Source organism: Salimicrobium album (assembly GCF_900107115.1).
In the GTDB taxonomy this organism is placed as follows: Bacteria; Bacillota; Bacilli; order Bacillales; family Halobacillaceae; genus Salimicrobium; species Salimicrobium album.
Genome location: NZ_FNOS01000003.1, coordinates 223,036 through 240,603, shown reverse-complemented (window position 1 = coordinate 240,603; position 17,568 = coordinate 223,036). Strand labels below are relative to the sequence as shown.

General features: G+C 49.1%; 12 protein-coding genes. All 12 read left to right on the top strand.

Annotation, left to right across the window (positions count from 1 at the left end):
- Nucleotides 1-43: 43 nt before the first annotated feature.
- The 12 genes from BLU03_RS07240 (at nt 44) to BLU03_RS07185 (ending at nt 17,508) form a co-directional block, all read left to right on the top strand.
- Nucleotides 44-799: a Cof-type HAD-IIB family hydrolase gene (locus BLU03_RS07240; RefSeq protein ID WP_093106768.1), complete on the top strand. Its 756-nt coding sequence runs from the start codon at nt 44-46 to the stop codon at nt 797-799.
- Between the two features lie 91 nt (nt 800-890).
- A complete protein-coding gene (locus BLU03_RS07235; protein WP_093106766.1) occupies nt 891-2,435 on the top strand; it encodes a fatty acid--CoA ligase in 1,545 nt (514 codons plus the stop codon).
- Nucleotides 2,436-2,569: 134 nt separating this feature from the next.
- Nucleotides 2,570-3,697, top strand: coding sequence for a peptide-methionine (S)-S-oxide reductase MsrA (msrA, locus tag BLU03_RS07230; RefSeq protein ID WP_093106763.1), 1,128 nt, complete (start codon nt 2,570-2,572; stop codon nt 3,695-3,697).
- A 136-nt stretch (nt 3,698-3,833) separates the two neighbouring features.
- Nucleotides 3,834-4,817, top strand: coding sequence for a Gfo/Idh/MocA family protein (locus tag BLU03_RS07225; RefSeq protein ID WP_093106761.1), 984 nt, complete (start codon nt 3,834-3,836; stop codon nt 4,815-4,817).
- 18 nt (nt 4,818-4,835) lie between these two features.
- Complete coding sequence (locus BLU03_RS07220; RefSeq protein WP_093106758.1) at nt 4,836-6,545, top strand: ABC transporter ATP-binding protein; 1,710 nt, start codon at nt 4,836-4,838, stop codon at nt 6,543-6,545.
- On the top strand, nt 6,545-8,329 hold the full coding sequence (locus tag BLU03_RS07215; protein WP_093106756.1) for an ABC transporter ATP-binding protein: 1,785 nt from the start codon (nt 6,545-6,547) through the stop codon (nt 8,327-8,329). The genes BLU03_RS07220 and BLU03_RS07215 overlap by 1 nt, the downstream gene beginning before the upstream one ends.
- A gap of 104 nt (nt 8,330-8,433) precedes the next feature.
- Nucleotides 8,434-9,726, top strand: coding sequence for a lysine N(6)-hydroxylase/L-ornithine N(5)-oxygenase family protein (locus BLU03_RS07210; RefSeq protein WP_093106753.1), 1,293 nt, complete (start codon nt 8,434-8,436; stop codon nt 9,724-9,726).
- Nucleotides 9,727-10,039: 313 nt separating this feature from the next.
- Entirely contained in the window at nt 10,040-11,101 is a 1,062-nt protein-coding gene (locus BLU03_RS07205; RefSeq protein WP_093106750.1) for a carbamoyl phosphate synthase small subunit, read from the top strand.
- Nucleotides 11,094-14,081 (top strand): carbamoyl phosphate synthase large subunit, encoded by a 2,988-nt coding sequence (locus BLU03_RS07200; RefSeq protein WP_093106748.1) that lies wholly within the window; start codon nt 11,094-11,096, stop codon nt 14,079-14,081. The genes BLU03_RS07205 and BLU03_RS07200 overlap by 8 nt, the downstream gene beginning before the upstream one ends.
- The gene (gene argF, locus BLU03_RS07195) at nt 14,078-15,025 is read left to right on the top strand and encodes an ornithine carbamoyltransferase (RefSeq protein WP_093106746.1); all 948 of its coding nucleotides are present in this window, start codon (nt 14,078-14,080) and stop codon (nt 15,023-15,025) included. Before BLU03_RS07200 ends, argF begins: the two co-directional genes overlap by 4 nt.
- 243 nt (nt 15,026-15,268) lie before the next feature.
- Nucleotides 15,269-16,015: a CAP domain-containing protein gene (locus tag BLU03_RS07190; RefSeq protein WP_245698754.1), complete on the top strand. Its 747-nt coding sequence runs from the start codon at nt 15,269-15,271 to the stop codon at nt 16,013-16,015.
- A gap of 95 nt (nt 16,016-16,110) precedes the next feature.
- Nucleotides 16,111-17,508, top strand: coding sequence for an amidase (locus tag BLU03_RS07185; protein WP_093106743.1), 1,398 nt, complete (start codon nt 16,111-16,113; stop codon nt 17,506-17,508).
- The last annotated feature ends 60 nt before the right edge of the window (nt 17,509-17,568 follow it).

Below are 17,568 nucleotides of genomic sequence, written 5' to 3'. Positions count from 1 at the left end.
GTGTATGTATTAGAATATAGTCGTAGAGAGGACGTGAATAACAATGGAAGATAATATAAGATTGATTGCTCTGGATATGGATGGAACGCTTTTGAAAAATGAGTTCGAAATATCCGAGGAAAATAAAAGAGCTATAGAACGGGCGAAAGACGCAGGGATTCACGTTATCGTGAGTACCGGGCGTCCGATAGGTCACTGTCGCAGCCTGGTCCGTTCGCTCGGGGATTCCGAGTACATCGTTACTGTCAACGGCGGGGAAATATACGACGGAGATTTTAATCTGGTGACACGTGAAGTACTCGGCATGGAAGAAGTGAAGCGGCTGTGGGAAATACAGAAAGAATATGGCGTGCGTCTCTGGACGTCCACGGTGGAAGGAGCTTTTGACTCCGATTATAAATTTGAGAAACCGATCGAAGAGTATGAATGGCTGAAAATCGGTCTGGAAGTGCCGGATGAAGACGTCCGGAACGTCATTCTTAAAGAAGTGACGGCCAACCCTGCGCTTGAAGTGACGAATTCGAGTCCTGTAAATATAGAAATCAACCCGGCCGGAGTGAGTAAGGCGGCTGCTCTTCATAAAATCAGCGGATTACTCGGTTTCTCCCTGAACGAAGTGATGGCAGTGGGAGACAGTCTGAATGACCTTGCCATGATTAAAGAAGCGGGGATCGGTGTAGCGATGGGGAACGCTCAGGAAGAAGTGAAACAGGAAGCGGATCTGGTTACGGGCACGAACGTGGAGCACGGAGTGGCCAGCGTTATAAACCGTGTGGTAGATGCAAAAGCGGGAGTTTAATACTCCTGCTTTTTTTGAAGGAAAATGTACCTTACCTGTCGAATAGATACTATATGAAAGAAATCTGAATTTTTAGATAAGGGGTGGAGAGATGGGACCGACACTAAAGTCGATGTTCGATCAGACAGCAGCTAAATTTCCCGAAAGAGAAGGACTGGTGGATGAACGTATCAATGTAAGGTGGACGTATGGAGAATGGAAGGAAGAAGTGAACAGATTTGCCCATACACTGCAGGATAACGGTATATCAAAAGGGGATGTAGTATCCACTGTTCTTTTTAACACGTCGGAGTTTATGACTGTGTTATTTGCCTGTGCCAGGCTGGGCGCGGTGTTTAATCCGATTAACTTCAGACTGACAGAAAAGGAGATCGCATTTATTCTGGCGGATGCAGAACCGAAAGTGGTTCTGTATGAACGGGCGACGAGTCCTCAGGTTGATCCCGTTCAGGCAGATATGACAGATGTTCAATTCTGGTCCATTGATGAGAAAGACGGGAAAGGGGAGTATCTCTACAGCAAACTCTCTTCCGACGTGACGAATGTGGAAACGGAGCTCGACGAAGACGACACGTATGCAATCATGTACACATCGGGCACGACAGGGAAACCGAAAGGCGTACTTCATACGCACAGGGATATGGTGGATCAGGCGATGGCTATGGCTTTGACCATGCGTCTCACTGCAGCCGATAAAGGCCTGTCCATCGGTCCTATGTTTCACTGTGCCGAACTTCACTGTGCGATTTTCCCGAGAATTCTTGTAGGTGCCGGGAATGCGATTCTGCATCACTACGACCCGAAAGAAACGATAAGGCTGGTGAGGGAAGAAGGAATCACCACGATGTTCGGGGCTCCGACTATGTGGCACATGATGATTCAGGAGGAATTTACGAAAGAGGATATAACTACGCTGCGTCAGGGCCTCTACGGCGGCGCACCCATGCCCCCGTCCCTTACGAGGGAGTTGTATGACGTGCTCGGTATCGGTCTCGTACAGGCTTACGGGATGACGGAAATGGGTCCTGCCATTACGGTACAGATGGAGGATGAACAGATAAAGAAAGCCGGTTCGGCCGGTAAACCCCTGGTGAATCAGGAAGTCCGTATCATCAGATCGGAAGATGAGGAGAGCGGGACCCCCGAAGATATATGCGCCCCGGGCGAGCTTGGTGAAATCATCGTGCGTGGGCCGAGTATGATGAAAGGATATTATAAACGACCGGAAGCGACAGAGCAGTCGATACGGGACGGATGGTATTACTCCGGAGATGTAGGGATGATGGACGAGGAAGGATACCTCTGGGTCCGGGACCGGGTGAAAGATATGATCATTTCCGGGGGAGAGAATATCTACTCCCGGGAAGTGGAAGATGCTCTGAGCGAACACCCGGCTGTCGAAGATGCTGCCGTAGTAGGGGAGCCGGATGCGAAATGGGGAGAAAAGGTCGTAGCTTTTATCGTGAAAAAAGAGGAGGTTTCCGCTCAGGAAATCGATGAATTTCTTTTGTCGTGGAATAGGCTTTCCCGGTACAAGCGGCCGAAACGGTACGAGTTTGTTGAAGAGCTGCCGAGAAATGCCAGTGGAAAACTTCAGAAATTCAAATTACGGGAAGAAGCTGTCAAAACGAAATAAGTCGATGCTACAGAACCTGGTGCGGGGAAATTATTCTTTCTGCACCAGATTTTCTAGTCAGAATAGGCATAATGTTTTTTGTTTTCCTTCTTTTTCCTTATAATTGAGAAAAAGAGACGGAAAAGAGGCGGATTATGAATAAAAGACGCTGGATACTCAGTATAGTAACGTTAACCCTGCTGGCGGGCGGATGGTTTTTATACCAGACGTTCACAGCTAATGAATATGAAGAAGTGCTTGCGACGGAACAGTCGGAACTGCAGGGAGACCTTGAAGGAATGGAGCAGGCGACGTTTGCCGGCGGCTGTTTCTGGTGCATGGAGCCTCCCTTCGAATCAAGACCTGGAGTGATCCGTGCGGTGTCGGGGTACACGGGGGGAGAAACGGAAAACCCTACTTATGAAGAAGTTTCGGGTAAAGAAACAGGGCATCAGGAAGCCGTTCAGATAACGTACGATCCGGAACAGATCAGTTATGAAGATCTCCTGCAGATTTTCTGGCGTCAAATAAACCCGACAGATGATGGTGGGCAGTTCGTGGATAGGGGAGAGCCTTATTTATCGGCGATTTTTTATCACGATGAAGCACAGCGCCAGGCTGCTGAGTCTTCCCTGATGGAAATGGAAGACTCCGGAAGGTTCGACGGTGAGATTGTGACTTCCGTCGAAGAATATGACACGTTTTATAAAGCGGAGGAGTACCATCAGGATTACTACAAGAAGAATCCGGGCCGTTATGAGCATTACAGAGATAACTCAGGGCGTGATGACTACCTGAAGCAAACGTGGGGAGAAGACCGTAAATACGAAATAAATAAAACCTCGCCGTTTGCGGTGGAAGATAAAGCATCAGCTGTTTCCGAACTTAGCAGTGTGCAATATGAAGTGACTCAGGAAGACGGGACGGAGCCTGCGTATGACAACAAATATCATGACAATGAGAGAGACGGTATATACGTGGACATCGTTTCGGGAGAGCCGCTGTTCAGTTCCAGGGACCAGTACGATTCCGGAACAGGATGGCCGAGTTTCACGAAGCCTCTGGAACTCGCGAATATCACCTATGAAGAAGACACAGGGGTTTTCGGTACAAATGTGGAAGTCCGCAGTAAACAGGCGGATTCCCATCTGGGCCACGTCTTCCAGGACGGTCCTGAGCCACACGGCCTCAGATACTGCATGAATTCGGCGGCTATGAAGTTCATACCGGCCGATGAGCTGCCTGGAACAGAGTATGAAGAATATGCAGACGACTTCAAGTAAGAGAGAGACCGTTTCATTACAGACCAAAGACAGGTCATGAAAATCACTTTATACATTCCACCTGAAGAGCGGGGAGAGCACCTCCTGCTCTTCTTTTTGTTATAATGAGGGGAAATCAATGAAGGAGGTTCTTGTTATGCGACTGGGAATCATCGGAACGAATTTTATAACTGATCAACTGCTGGAGGCAGCGGCACATCTGGAGGAAGTGCAGCCGGCGGCCGTATATTCACGTACGAAGGAGAAAGCGGATGAATTTGCCGGGAAACACGGAATTTCCCTTACATATACTGATCTGGAAGCTTTTGCTGCGAGTGACGAAATTGATGCTGTATACATAGCGAGCCCCAATGCCCTGCATTACAGCCAGGCGGTCCTTTGTATGAGACACGGGAAACACGTATTGTGCGAGAAGCCTCTGGCTTCCAATTACCGGGAAGCTGCAGAAATGTTCCGTATAGCCGAGGAAGAAGGTGTTGTTCTTCTGGAGGCGATAAAATCGCTGTTCATGCCGGGATTTGAAGAAATCAGGGAAAATCTTCATAAAATCGGGAAAGTACGACGTTATGTTGGGAATTACTGCAAATTCTCCTCCCGTTATGAAGCCTACAGAAACGGGGAGGTACTGAATGCTTTCAAGAGAGAATTATCAAACGGAGCGCTGATGGACCTTGGTGTATATGGAATTTATCCAATGATTACGCTATTCGGAACACCTTCTTCCGCCAGGGCGACAGGCGTGCTTCTCGAGACAGGCGTAGACGGTGAAGGCACGGCACTTTTTCAATACGATGATATGGAAGGGGTCGTCTCTTTCTCTAAAATCCACAATTCTTACGCCCCCTCGGAGATTCAGGGGGAGGAAGGTTCTATAGTGATACCCGACATTTCCACACCCGAGGGGATGACGATCAGGTACAGAGACGGATCCGTTGAAGAACTGCCGGGTGCTTTATCGGAACCTTCAATGTATGGAGAACTGAAAGCTTTTACGAATATGGTCCGGAAAGGGAAATCGTCTGAATTTTCCGCAGCTGCGCCGGCGCACTCCCTGGAAACGGCACGCCTGATGGAAGAGGTGAGAAAACAGATAGGAGTCGTATTCCCGGCTGATGCGTGACAGAAATGAGAGGGATATATGAGATTATTACTGCAGTATGTATCTGTCTATAAACGGGCGGCTCTGATTGCGATTGCCCTTATGTTCGTAGAATTGACAGTCGAGCTGTTTCAGCCGTTGATCATGGGTAAGATTATAGATGAAGGGATTTTGCAGGAAGATTATCGGACCGTACTTGTTTGGGGGACGGTACTGATCGTTCTTTCTCTCCTGGCTTTCTCGGCAGGGATCATCAACTCCTTTTTTGCCGGAAAAGCGAGTCAGGGGACGGGGTATGATCTTCGCAGAGATATTTTCAACAAGGTCCAGAAATTCACCGGAAAGAACTTCGATCGGTATTCGACTCCCGATCTTGTGACGAGAATCACGACGGACGTCGTACAGATACAGAATTTTCTTTTTCTGTTTACGAGAATCGGGTTAAGAGCTCCATTATTCATCATTTTTTCATTAGTGATGGCTTTTACGGTACATAGAGGGATGGCTCTCATTCTTCTGTTCGCTGCTCCGGTGCTCGTTGTGTTTATGGTGATCATCAGTCTGAAAGGGGTGAAGTTGTTTCGCTTCGTTCAGAACAAGCTGGACGGGGTGAACAGAATTATCAGGGAGAACCTGACGGCGATCCGGCTGATCAAAGGGTTCAACCGCACCTCCTATGAAGAAAGCCGTTTCCACGATATCAACACGTCACTCCGGCACACGAATAAACAGGCGCTGTGGCTGATGGAGTTCGCGATGCCGGCCCTTATGCTTATGATGAACATAGTCATACTTATCGTATTGTGGTTCGGGGGCGAGGCCATCTTAGCCGGTACTGCGGAACCGGGAGAACTGGTCGCTATCGTCAATTATGCTACCAGAATGCTAGTGAACTTCTCTATGTTCACGTTTCTGATCATGGTTTTCTCGAGAAGTCAGGCGTCTTCCGGCCGTATAGCCCGGGTTCTCTCAGAGGGGACGCCCGCTTACCTGGAGGAAACGGCGAATTTCAAAACGGAACTCGAAGGAAACATAGACTTCCGTAACGTTTCCGTCCGGCGCGCCGGAGATCCGGTGCTCCATAACATATCCTTTCATATCGATGCCGGGGAAATAATAGGGATTCTCGGGGAAACGGGGTCGGGAAAATCGACGCTTTTGCAGCTGATACCCCGGCTGCTTGAAAAAGAGGAAGGAACCATTCTTTTTGAAAATGAAGAAGTGGAAAACATCGATATCCACCATCTCAGACACCGAGTCAGCATGGTACCGCAGGAGGCCCACCTCTTCTCCGGAACGATCGGGGAGAATATCCGCTTCGGGAAACCGGAGGCTGCGGAAGAGGAAATTGAGAAAGCGGCACGGAAAGCCCGGATCGATGAATTCATTAAAACGCTTCCTGATGAGTATGATACGAAAATCGGTCAGAAAGGCGTGAATTTTTCCGGAGGACAGAAACAGCGGCTCTCTATCGCCCGGGCACTCGTCCGGAATCCTGCGATTCTTATTCTGGATGATAGTACAAGTGCGCTGGACGCGAACACGGAAGAAGAACTCCTCGACACGCTGCAGTCGGAAAAGCGTACGGTACTTATGACCGCCCAGAAAATCAGTTCGCTTAAACGGGCGGATCGTATTTTCGTTATGCAGGAAGGACGGCTGATCGGGGAAGGGAGTCACGAACGACTGCTGAAAGATAACGATTATTACAGGAGCGTCTATGAGTCGCAGAGAGAGGAGGGGAGCTGATGGCTGAAAGGAAACATCCACATAGTGCTTCTTTTTCGGCACGACCGAAAGTGGATGATATGAAAACGACGATCGGGCGGGTCTGGTCGTATATGATGAAGGAAAAAAGAAGGTTCTACTTCGTCCTCTTTGCTATTCTCATCAGTTCCGCCCTGTCTCTTGCCGGGCCTTATCTGCTTGGAGTGGTCATTGATACTATAATCGGGGCTTCCGACAAAGGAAGAGTATTTACGCTTCTGCTGCTGCTCGGCACCATTTATATTTTTCAGTCCGTATTCATGTGGATACAGAGCTACTCAATGATCCAGCTTTCCCAGAATACGGTTTATCGCATGCGGGAACACTTATTCAACCATCTTCAGCATCTGCCTGTCTCCTTTTTTCAAAAATATCAGCAGGGAGAGCTGATGAGCCGTCTTACCAATGATATGGAAAACGTGAGTCGTACACTGAACTCGGCTGTCATCCAGCTTGTGACGAGTGCTCTCACTATTTCGGGGACGCTGATCATTATGTTCGTGCTCAGCCCCTGGCTCACGCTGCTGACACTGACAGTCGTCCCTCTTATGTACTACGGTATGAAGTGGATTACGAAACGTACAGGCCCGTATTTCAAAGCCCAGCAGAGAGACCTCGGCGACGTCAACGGTTACGCAGAGGAGATGTTTTCCGGTCAGCCGGTCATTGCTCTGTTTTCCAAAGAGGCGGACGTGGAGGAGGATTTTGCCGGAAGGAACCGTGCCCTTTATGAATCGGGCTACTGGGCTCAGGTGTACACAGGTTTTATTCCGAAACTGATGAATATGCTTAACAACCTGAGCTTCGCCATCATTGTCGGCGGGGGAGCGGTACTCGCTTTGAACGGATTCGTGACGGTCGGTCTGATTGTTACGTTTACGACGTATTCCAGACAGTTCACCCGGCCTCTGAACGACCTCGCCAACCAGTTCAATATGATCCTTTCTGCCGTTGCAGGGGCTGAAAGAGTGTTCAGCATCATCGATGAGGACGAGGAAAGGGTCGATGAAGAGAGTGCGAAGACGGTGGATTCCATAAACGGAGAAGTGGAGTTTGAACGCGTTCATTTTTATTATGATGAAGATGAAAAAGCACTGGATGATGTATCGTTTCACGTGAAACCGGGTGATACCGTAGCATTAGTGGGACCGACAGGAGCCGGCAAAACGACGGTAGTCTCATTATTGTCAAGGTTTTATGATGCGACGGAAGGCCGCGTACTCGTGGACGGAGAGGACATGCGCTCCCTGAAGAGGGAGACGCTCAGGGAACATATGGGTCTCGTGCTGCAGGATGCGATTCTGTTTCACACGACCATCCGTGAAAACATCCGTTACGGGCGACTGGAAGCGACGGACGAGGAAGTGGAAGAAGCTGCAAAAGCAGCCAGAGCCGACGGTTTCATCCGCAATTTCCCGGACGGATACGAGACGATGCTCGATTCCGAAGGGAAAGGGGTGAGCCAGGGGCAGCGCCAGTTGTTATCGATTGCCCGCGCTATACTGAAAAATCCTTCCCTGTTTATTCTTGATGAAGCCACGAGCAGTGTCGATACGGTGACGGAAACGAAAATAAACGAAGCATTGCAGACGCTCATGGAAGGGCGCACCAGTTTCGTAATCGCTCACAGGCTCAATACGATCCGTAATGCCGATCTTATTCTCGTTATGGAAGAAGGACGTATTGCTGAACGAGGCAGTCACGATGAACTGGTATCTTTCGGCGGGAAGTATGCGGATCTTGTAACTAAACAGGCCACTTCCTGAATAGTTTTCGGAATTTTCGTCCTGTTCTCCTTGCGATGTGATACCATTAACAAAGGAAAACTTCAGAAATACTTGTCTTTTCTGAAAAAAGGGGTCGAAGTTAATTGAAACAAAATAGGGAAGTTTATGACGTCATAGGGGTCGGAATCGGTCCTTTCAATTTAAGTCTAGCCGCTCTCCTTGATACACAGGAGACGAAGGCGCTGTTTTTTGAGCAAAAACCTGAGTTTGCCTGGCATCCGGGTATGCTGATCGAAGGGACGAAACTTCAGGTTCCTTTTCTTGCGGACCTTGTAACGATGGCGGATCCGACGAACCCGCACAGTTTTTTGAATTATATCAGCCAGCAGGGACGGATGTATCAGTTCTATATTTTACAGCGTCTTGATATTCCGCGGAGAGAATATAACGATTATTGTAAATGGGCCTCCGAACGGATTGGAAGTTGCCGGTTCGGGAAACAGGTTACGGCTGTCCATCGTCTGCAGGACGGGCGCCACCAGGTGGATGTGCAGGATGAAAGCACCGGGGAAGTTGAAACTTTTTATACGAAACACGTAGTGCTCGGAACCGGAAGTACGCCCGCTCTCCCGGAGGCGTTCCAGAACATGCCACGGGAGGATGTATTCCATACAGCCGACTTCGAAATGCAGCGGCAGACGTGCCGGGAAGCGGAAAGTGTGACGGTCGTCGGATCGGGACAAAGCGCCGCGGAGGCTTTCCGGGAGCTGCTGAAAGAACAGAGGACGTGCGGTTTCCGCCTGGACTGGATCACCCGTTCTCCGGGTTTTGCCTCTATGGAAGAATCGAAGCTGAATCTTGAGCACTTTTCGCCCGACTATATTGACTATTTCTATCCCCTTCCGCAGGAGAAGAAAGATGAGATTTTTGCCTCGCAGGGACTGTACTACAAAGGGATCAGCGAACATACTATTACGGATATATATAACCTTATGTATGAATATACAGTAGGCAGGGAAAAGATCGATGTTTCCCTGCTGCCTTTGACGAAGGTGACAGGTATAGAGCGGAAGGAAGGCCGGTATGAACTGAGCTGCCATCATTATCAGAAAGAAGAAGGTTATTCACACCGGACTGATAAAGTGATCGTCGCGACAGGATACCAGCCTAACGTCCCTTCTTTTATAAAAGAGCTTTCGGACGTAATTGAATTTGATGATTACGGCCGTTACAAAGTAACGAAGGACTACAGACTGGTGAACAAAGGAGAAAATGCTTATAATATTTTTGCCAACAGCTGTATTGCCCATACTCACGGCGTCGGGTCCACCAACCTCGGTCTCGCCGTCTTCCGCAGTAAAGTGATCGTCAACCAGCTGCTTGGTAAAGAGGTGTACCCGGTGCAGGACTCCTATGTGTTCCAGTCCTTCGAGTAAAGCTGTGAAAAACTGAATAGCAACCACTGAACCGGACGTCGATGTCCGGTTTTTTGTTGTATAAAGAAGTGGCGGTAGAGTTGTAATGGTTTTGATACGTGTATATTTTTTCTCTTCCCTTCGGACAGGAAGAACCGGGTGGAAAGAAAGGTGAAATTTACACAAAAGGGAGCTCATTCTCCTTTTTTTAAGCCGTTCTCCAGTATTTTTCGTTCTGACTTTCATGGGCCCCCTTGACAAATTTTATATTTCACCGGATAATAGCATAAATATTCATAAACTATAATAATTATGCAATAGAAGGGATGGTCATATGAAAGGTGTCATTCAGCTCGAAGACGGCCGGTCCTTCGAAGGAACGGCTTCCGGGGAGTGGAACGTGCCGCTCGAAGGAGAGGTCGTATTTTATACCGGGATGACCGGATACCAGGAAGTTTTGACAGATCCTTCTTACAGGGGACAGATCGTCGTATTTACTTACCCTCTCATCGGTAATTACGGAGTATCGGAAACGGCGAATGAAAGCGCCACACCCCAGGTGAAGGGGGCAGTGATGTGGCAGTGCTCCGACGAGGACAGTCATTATCAGGCGGAACAGTCGTTATCCTCCTATATGAGCGATATGAATATTCCATACTTAACGGGAGTTGATACGAGGGCGCTGACGAAGGCGATTCGGGCGAAAGGGACGTGTCGGGCGAGTTTAAGTAAGGAAGGATCTTCTCCCTCTTCCGTGGAAGCAGTTGGGGAAGTGTACGAAGTAAGTGGTGAGAAAAGTGAAGTATATGGAGAGGGAGACATTCATCTTGCACTTATCGATTTCGGCTGGAAAAGCTCCATTCTTCAGAAACTGCTGGACAGAGGAGCAAAAGTTACTGTTGTACCATTTTCGCAGGCAGCTGACATCCATTCCATTGAACCGGATGGAATTGTATTGTCCAACGGGCCGGGTGATCCGAAAGATGTAAGTGGAAAACTTGCAGAATTCAAGGACCTTTTCGATATATTCCCCGTGTTCGGTATCTGCTATGGCCACCAGGTGATTTCCTTAGCTTACGGAGCGGATACGGAAAAGCTTCCGTTCGGTCACCGGGGCGCCAACCACCCGGTGAAAGACCTGGAGAACGGCCGGGTATTCATTACTTCTCAGAATCACAACTACGTAGTCACCGCGGAAAGCCTTGAATTCACACCTCTAAAAGTGCGGATGGTAAACGTAAATGACGGGTCGATTGAAGGGGTAGTCCATGATTCCATGCCGATTTTCAGTGCCCAGTTTCATCCGGAGGCGAATCCCGGACCTGAGGATGCCGAGTGGATGTTCGAGGATTTTTTTGCAATTCTGCGTAAGAAAGAGGTGAAAGCATATGTCTGAAAAAGTGTTGGTTCTCGGTTCCGGGCCCATCATTATCGGTCAGGCGGCGGAATTCGATTATTCCGGTACGCAGGGATGTATCGCCCTGAAGGAAGAAGGTTACGAGGTAGTACTCGTTAATAACAATCCGGCCACGATTATGACGGATCCCGCTATTGCAGACAGCGTCTATTGCGAGCCGCTCACAGTCGAAAGTGTGGAAGCTATTATTAAAAAAGAAAGGCCCGATGCCCTGCTTGCAGGACTGGGAGGGCAGACGGCACTGAACCTTGCGGTGGAACTTCAACAGAAAGGAGTCATGGATGCGCATGAGCTGAAAGTGCTCGGAACCTCCATCGACTCTATTCAAAAAGGGGAAGACCGGGAACAGTTCAGACAGGTGATGCGTGATACGGAGCAGCCGGTCGTGGAAAGCCAGGTGATTACCACCTTCGATGCCGCCCGGGCTTTTACGGAAAAAACAGGCTTTCCGGTTATCAGCCGTCCGGCCTACACGCTTGGCGGGCGCGGGGGAGGCATCGCGCATAACGAGGAAGAGCTTCGCTCCCTCATGAAAGACGGGCTGAAAGCGAGTCCTATTTCCCAGGTAATACTCGAGAAAAGCATCGCGGGGTTCAAGGAACTGGAATACGAAGTGATGCGCGATACAAATGGTACGTGTATATCTGTATGCAATATGGAAAACGTGGATCCGGTAGGGGTGCATACAGGAGATTCGATTGTTACGGCCCCTTCCCAGACACTTACGGATAAAGAATATCAGATGCTGCGTACGTCAGCTCTGAAAATCGTGGACAGTCTCGAGGTGATCGGAGGCTGTAACGTGCAGTTCGCTCTCGACCCTGCCAGCCGGCAATATTACGTCATCGAAGTCAATCCGCGGGTAAGCCGCTCTTCCGCCCTCGCCTCGAAAGCTACCGGGTACCCGATTGCAAAACTGGCGGCAAAGCTGGCTCTCGGGTATCGGCTTGATGAACTGCTCAATCCTCTTACCGGTTATACGTACGCAAGCTTCGAACCGGCTCTGGACTATGTCGTTGTGAAGTTTCCCCGCTGGCCTTTCGATAAATTCGCAGGAGCAGATCGTACCCTTGGAACAAAAATGAAGGCGACAGGTGAAGTGATGGCGATCGACCGGACACTGGAAGCGGCTTTTCAGAAAGCGATCGATTCGCTGGATCAGTCAGCGCCGGTGTTCAATGCAGAAAGGGACGCATGGGAACACGTAAAGAAACCGACTGATGCGAGATTTTTCGCCCTCCTTCATCTGATGCGGAAGGGCACGACCACAGAAGAACTGTTTGCAGCTACGCAGATTGATCCTTTCTTCCTCCATACTTTTGAACGTATGCTTTCGTGGGAGCAGCGCCTGACGGAGGATACCTCCGTACGTACGATAAAGGAAGCGAAACTCTACGGAGTGTCAGATGCGAAAATTGCTGAAGTCACCGGCACTAATGAAAGGGAATGGATAAAATTCAGAGAAGAGAATAGCATAAAACCGTCCTACAAAATCGTTGATACGTGCGCAGGTGAATTCGAAGCCGAAACAAACTACGCCTACAGCACGTATGCGGGAGTGACGGAAATCAGTCCTCTCCGGGCGGGCAAGAAAGCCCTGATCGTCGGAGCGGGACCGATACGTATCGGCCAGGGCGTAGAGTTCGATTATAGTTCGGTCAAAGCGATTGAAAGCCTGCAGAAATCAGGGTATACAACGATTATGATCAATAATAATCCGGAAACGGTCAGCACCGATTTCGAAACGGCAGACAGGCTGTACTTTGAACCTTTGAAACTGGAGAATATTCTCGATGTAGCCGCTTTTGAGAAAGTGGATGTCGTTTTCACAGCGTTCGGCGGCCAGACGGCTCTTAACGTAACGGAAGCTGTGGAAAAAGCCGGATATAAGGTGGCCGGAGCATCTTCCGAAACCATCGCTAAACTCGAAGATCGGGAGGCATTCTATGAATTACTGCAGATGATAGATGTTCCCCACGTCCCCGGCGAGATGTGTCACTCACCGGAAGAAGCACGTGCAGCCGCACATACGTATCAGTATCCGCTTCTCTGTCGTCCCTCCTACGTTATAGGTGGACAGGGGATGGTCGTGATCCATTCGAAGAATGAACTTGAGTCGGCTCTTCAGGAGATGGAGCAGAGACATTACCCGCTGGTGATGGACCAGTTCATCTCCGGAGAGGAAGTAGAAGTGGAACTTGTCAGTAATGGTTCGGAAGTATTCATTCCCGGTCTCATGGCACACATTGAAAAAGCCGGCGTCCATTCAGGAGACAGCATGGCCGTGTTCCCTGCAGAGGTGGAGGGAACGATCCGGCATCAGGTAGAAACATTTGCGAAGAAGATTGCAACTTCCATAGATTATAAAGGAATCATGAATATACAGTTCCTTGTGAGCGGGACGAATGTCTTCGTTTTGGAAGTGAACCCGCGTTCGAGCCGTACGGTCCCGATTGTGAGTAAAACCGCAGCACTTCCGCTCATCGACTGGGCGGTCCGGGCGATGGTCGGGGAATCGATATGTTTCCCGGAAAAAACGCTCCACATACCCTGTGTGGCAGTGAAATTTCCGGTATTCTCCTCTCATGCTCTGGCGGAACTCGATCACAAACTCGGAGCTAACATGATGTCCACCGGAGAGGGGATGTATATCGGTGAAACGAAAGAAGAGGCGCTTGCAAAAGTGTTCGAACACTTACCTTCAGCCGGAAGTCCGGCATGTTTCGATGAAGATCACGACGATGATTTCGATACGTGGCTGAACACGCCGGAAGCTGCGGTCTACCATAACGAAGGTGAAACGGAAGAAGCGAGAGAGAAGAGGGTGAAGGCATTAAAAGCAGGCATCACTATTTTCAGTGACCCGGATGCATACAGAGCTTATAAGGAGAACCGGAAGGATGGCAGCAGGACAAGGATCGCTCTTAGAAAATCCGTAGAGGAAGAGGTGATAGTGTGAGGACGGAAACCACGGATCCAAAGGAAGAAATTTCTTTGAAAGGGAAGCACCTGCTTACCTGGAAAGACTATAGCAGAAAAGAAATCATTCATTTACTTGAAAGAGCGCTGGTATTGAAACAGTCTCCCTACTCTGGTGCGTTATCTCAAAAAACTCTGGCTATGATTTTCGAAAAATCGTCGACCCGGACCCGCGTCTCCTTCGAAGTGGGGATGACGCAGCTCGGAGGGACAGCCATCAATCTGAACAGCCGGGACATGCAGCTTGGACGCGGAGAAACAATCGGGGATACGGCGAAGGTTCTGTCGCGGTACGTGGATGGTATTATGATCCGCACCGATGCGCATCAGAAACTCGAGGAGCTGGCCGGGAACGGGAGTGTCCCCGTTATCAGCGGACTTTGTGATTTGTACCATCCGTGCCAGGCACTGGCCGATATGCTCACTGTTTATGAGCAGAAAGGTCAATTAGCCGGGGTGAAACTCGTTTATACCGGAGATGGAAATAATGTAGCCCACTCTCTTATGACGATAGGAGCCATTCTCGGTCTCGAGGTCGTGGTAGCCTCTCCCTCCGGCTATTGGCCGCTTGATTTTATAACAGGGAATGCAAAGAAGCTGGCGGCAAAACATGGGGGGAGTGTTACAGTAACAGAAAACGTGGAAGAAGCTGCCGCGGGTGCCGATATCCTTTATACCGATGTCTGGACCAGTATGGGACAGGACGGAGAAGAAAAAGAAAGAAAAGAGGCGCTTTTCCCCTATCAGATTAATGAAAGGCTTGTGACAGCAGCAAAGCCGGACGTAAGTGTTCTTCACTGTCTACCGGCCCACCGGGAAGAGGAGATCACCGGAGAGGTGATGGAAGGGGAGCATTCGCTTGTCTTTGAACAGGCCGAAAACCGCCTTCACGTACAAAAAGCTATTCTGGAAGCGTTACTTTGAAACAGTTCTGCCCCGTTTTTTAAGCGGGGCGTTTTTTTATGTTTAATGTATGTAAAGAAAAGGAACCAGTTCTGCAGGCAATCAGTAATTATAAATTGTAAAACTTAGTGATTAAGTAGGAGTTTTGACCCTTGTCTAAAGGTACCATATGTGGGATTCTTAAAGAAGAATACTTTTATTATGAACAGTACGAGCCATGGGGAAAATGAACTATTTTTAACATTACACAGGAGGTCGTTCAGGATGCACAAATACTGGATAAGCGGGTTAATAATGGTGCTGCTTGGGGTGGTCAACCCTATTAAGGGAGAAACGGAAACGTTACCGGGGAAAGAAGTGCCGATAGATAAAGCCTGGACGATCGAGTTTACAGAAAATGTGGATGAAGATATTCTTTCAAGCAATAACTACGTAGGGATTAAAAGAGAGGACGGCACATTCGTCCCTCTGGAAAGAACGATCGGGGAAGCTTCGATAAGGCTGGAACCCGAAGAATTTTATAAAGACGGAGCAACATATGAATTGTACCTTTCTCCCGAACTCCGCTCCGAGACAAAAACGGAGACAGCCCGTAATTTCAGGGCTGTGTATGAAGTATCCGCTTTTGAACAGGAAGTGGTGGAACTTACCAACGAAAAAAGAGCAGCGTACGGTCTCCCTCCGCTGGAATTGAACGAAGAGCTCAGTCGTGTAGCGAAACAGAAATCATTTGATATGCATGAGAATTCCTATTTCGCCCACCAGTCACCGACGTATGGTTCCCCATTCAATATGATGAATATGTTCGGACTCAATTATCAGTATGCGGGGGAAAACATTGCTGCCGGACAGATTTCTCCGGAAGAAGTAGTGGAAGCGTGGATGAACAGTGAAGGTCACCGCGCCAACATTTTAAATGAAAATTATGATGAAATCGGTGTCGGTTACGTCGATAGCGACGGTTATTATGTCACGTACTGGACGCAATTTTTCTATACATCCGGAGAATAATCCAGGTGATGTAAAGGCAATACCCGTCTCCTGCTTTCCCGGTGAGGAAAACAGGAGACGGGTTCTTTTTTTATTTAAGAGAGGAGAATGGACAGATGTACATAAAAGAGCTGAGTGAAATAGATGGAATAGCCCAGGCCCGTATGGTGAAAGAGGGAGCGGTATCGCAAGAAGAGGTGCTGCTTCATTATCGCATGATTCAGGAGGAGAGAAATCCGGAGCTGAATGCGATCGTTCATGAAGTGAAGAATGCCGATTACCGGAAGGATGGTTTCTTCGCAGGCCTGCCGTTCCTCATCAAAGATTTGAACGCGGTCAAAGGAGCACCGTTGACTTACGGTTCCAAAGTGATGGAGGGATTCACGGCACCCGGGGATGATGAGGTCGTCAGGCGCTACAAAAAAGCGGGCCTCAACATTACCGGGAAAACGAACACTCCCGAGTTCGGATTCACTCCTGCTACGGAATCACAGTTTCTCGGGGAAACGATCAATCCGTGGGATCGGACGAGATCTCCGGGCGGATCAAGCGGAGGTGCTGCGGTAGCTGTAGCTGCAGGAATGGTACCTTTCGCTCACGGGAGTGACGGAGGCGGATCCCTTCGTATACCTGCATCAAATACCGGCACGTTCGGTTTTAAACCGACACGGGGCCGCTCTCCGCTTACGATGTATCTTAACAGCCTTTCTGTCCAGCATGCGCTGACGACTTCCGTCCGGGACAGTGCCGCCCTGCTCGATGTCATCGAAGGACCGGTTCCGGGGACGGGTTACGGTTTCCCGGAGAAAGATCTTCCTTTTTTTGACACCATCGGTGAGTCTCCGGGGAAACTGAAAATAGCTTATGCCCCGAACGTACACGGCAATATCGAGATCGACGAAGAAGTACAGGAAGTGGTGCGGGATGCGGCAGAAAAGTGCGCTTCTCTCGGTCATGAAGTGGAAGAAGTATATCCGGATTTTGACCACGACGGTATGATGGAAGCTTATATTTACCTGTGGGTCGTCGGAGGAGCGCTCAGTGTAGATAAAGCAGCCAGTGCGAACAATAAGGCCCCGGCTGACCCTTTTATCGAAAAAATGTTATCTACGCTGAAGGAAAAAGCTGCCGGCTACAGTGCTCTTGAATATGAGAAAGCCAGGGAGAAAGTTTTTCTCGAGACGCAGAAGCTCGATCGTTTCTTTGAAGAATATGACGTGCTGATTAATCCGGTGAATCATAAAAAAGCCCTGCCCCTCGGTCGTTATAACGGAGAAGAGAAAACAATTGATGAAATATTATCCGTTTCGGAAATATACGCCTACTTGACTCCCATAGCAAATATGACGGGACAGCCGGCCATGAGTGTACCGACGTACTGGACGAAAGAAAACCTGCCGATCGGTTCTCATTTCCAGGCCCGATACGGACGCGACAAAGTTCTGTTCCAGCTTGCGCGTCAACTTGAAGAAGCTTTTCCCTGGAAAGAAAAATATAAAGAAATCAGAGGGTAGAACAAAAAAGTGTTCCCGCCAGTCGATTTCTCGGGAAACAAATAATAGCCGGGGGGTGTC

Excerpts from the sequence above, each read along its gene's own strand:
- BLU03_RS07225 (WP_093106761.1), top strand. The coding sequence starts at position 3,834 with ATGCGACTGGGAATCATCGGAACGAATTTTATAACTGATCAACTGCTG.
- BLU03_RS07185 (WP_093106743.1), top strand. The coding sequence starts at position 16,111 with ATGTACATAAAAGAGCTGAGTGAAATAGATGGAATAGCCCAGGCCCGT.
- BLU03_RS07205 (WP_093106750.1), top strand. The coding sequence starts at position 10,040 with ATGAAAGGTGTCATTCAGCTCGAAGACGGCCGGTCCTTCGAAGGAACG.
- BLU03_RS07200 (WP_093106748.1), top strand. The coding sequence starts at position 11,094 with ATGTCTGAAAAAGTGTTGGTTCTCGGTTCCGGGCCCATCATTATCGGT.
- BLU03_RS07235 (WP_093106766.1), top strand. The coding sequence starts at position 891 with ATGGGACCGACACTAAAGTCGATGTTCGATCAGACAGCAGCTAAATTT.
- BLU03_RS07190 (WP_245698754.1), top strand. The coding sequence starts at position 15,269 with ATGCACAAATACTGGATAAGCGGGTTAATAATGGTGCTGCTTGGGGTG.
- msrA (WP_093106763.1), top strand. The coding sequence starts at position 2,570 with ATGAATAAAAGACGCTGGATACTCAGTATAGTAACGTTAACCCTGCTG.
- BLU03_RS07220 (WP_093106758.1), top strand. The coding sequence starts at position 4,836 with ATGAGATTATTACTGCAGTATGTATCTGTCTATAAACGGGCGGCTCTG.
- BLU03_RS07215 (WP_093106756.1), top strand. The coding sequence starts at position 6,545 with ATGGCTGAAAGGAAACATCCACATAGTGCTTCTTTTTCGGCACGACCG.
- BLU03_RS07240 (WP_093106768.1), top strand. The coding sequence starts at position 44 with ATGGAAGATAATATAAGATTGATTGCTCTGGATATGGATGGAACGCTT.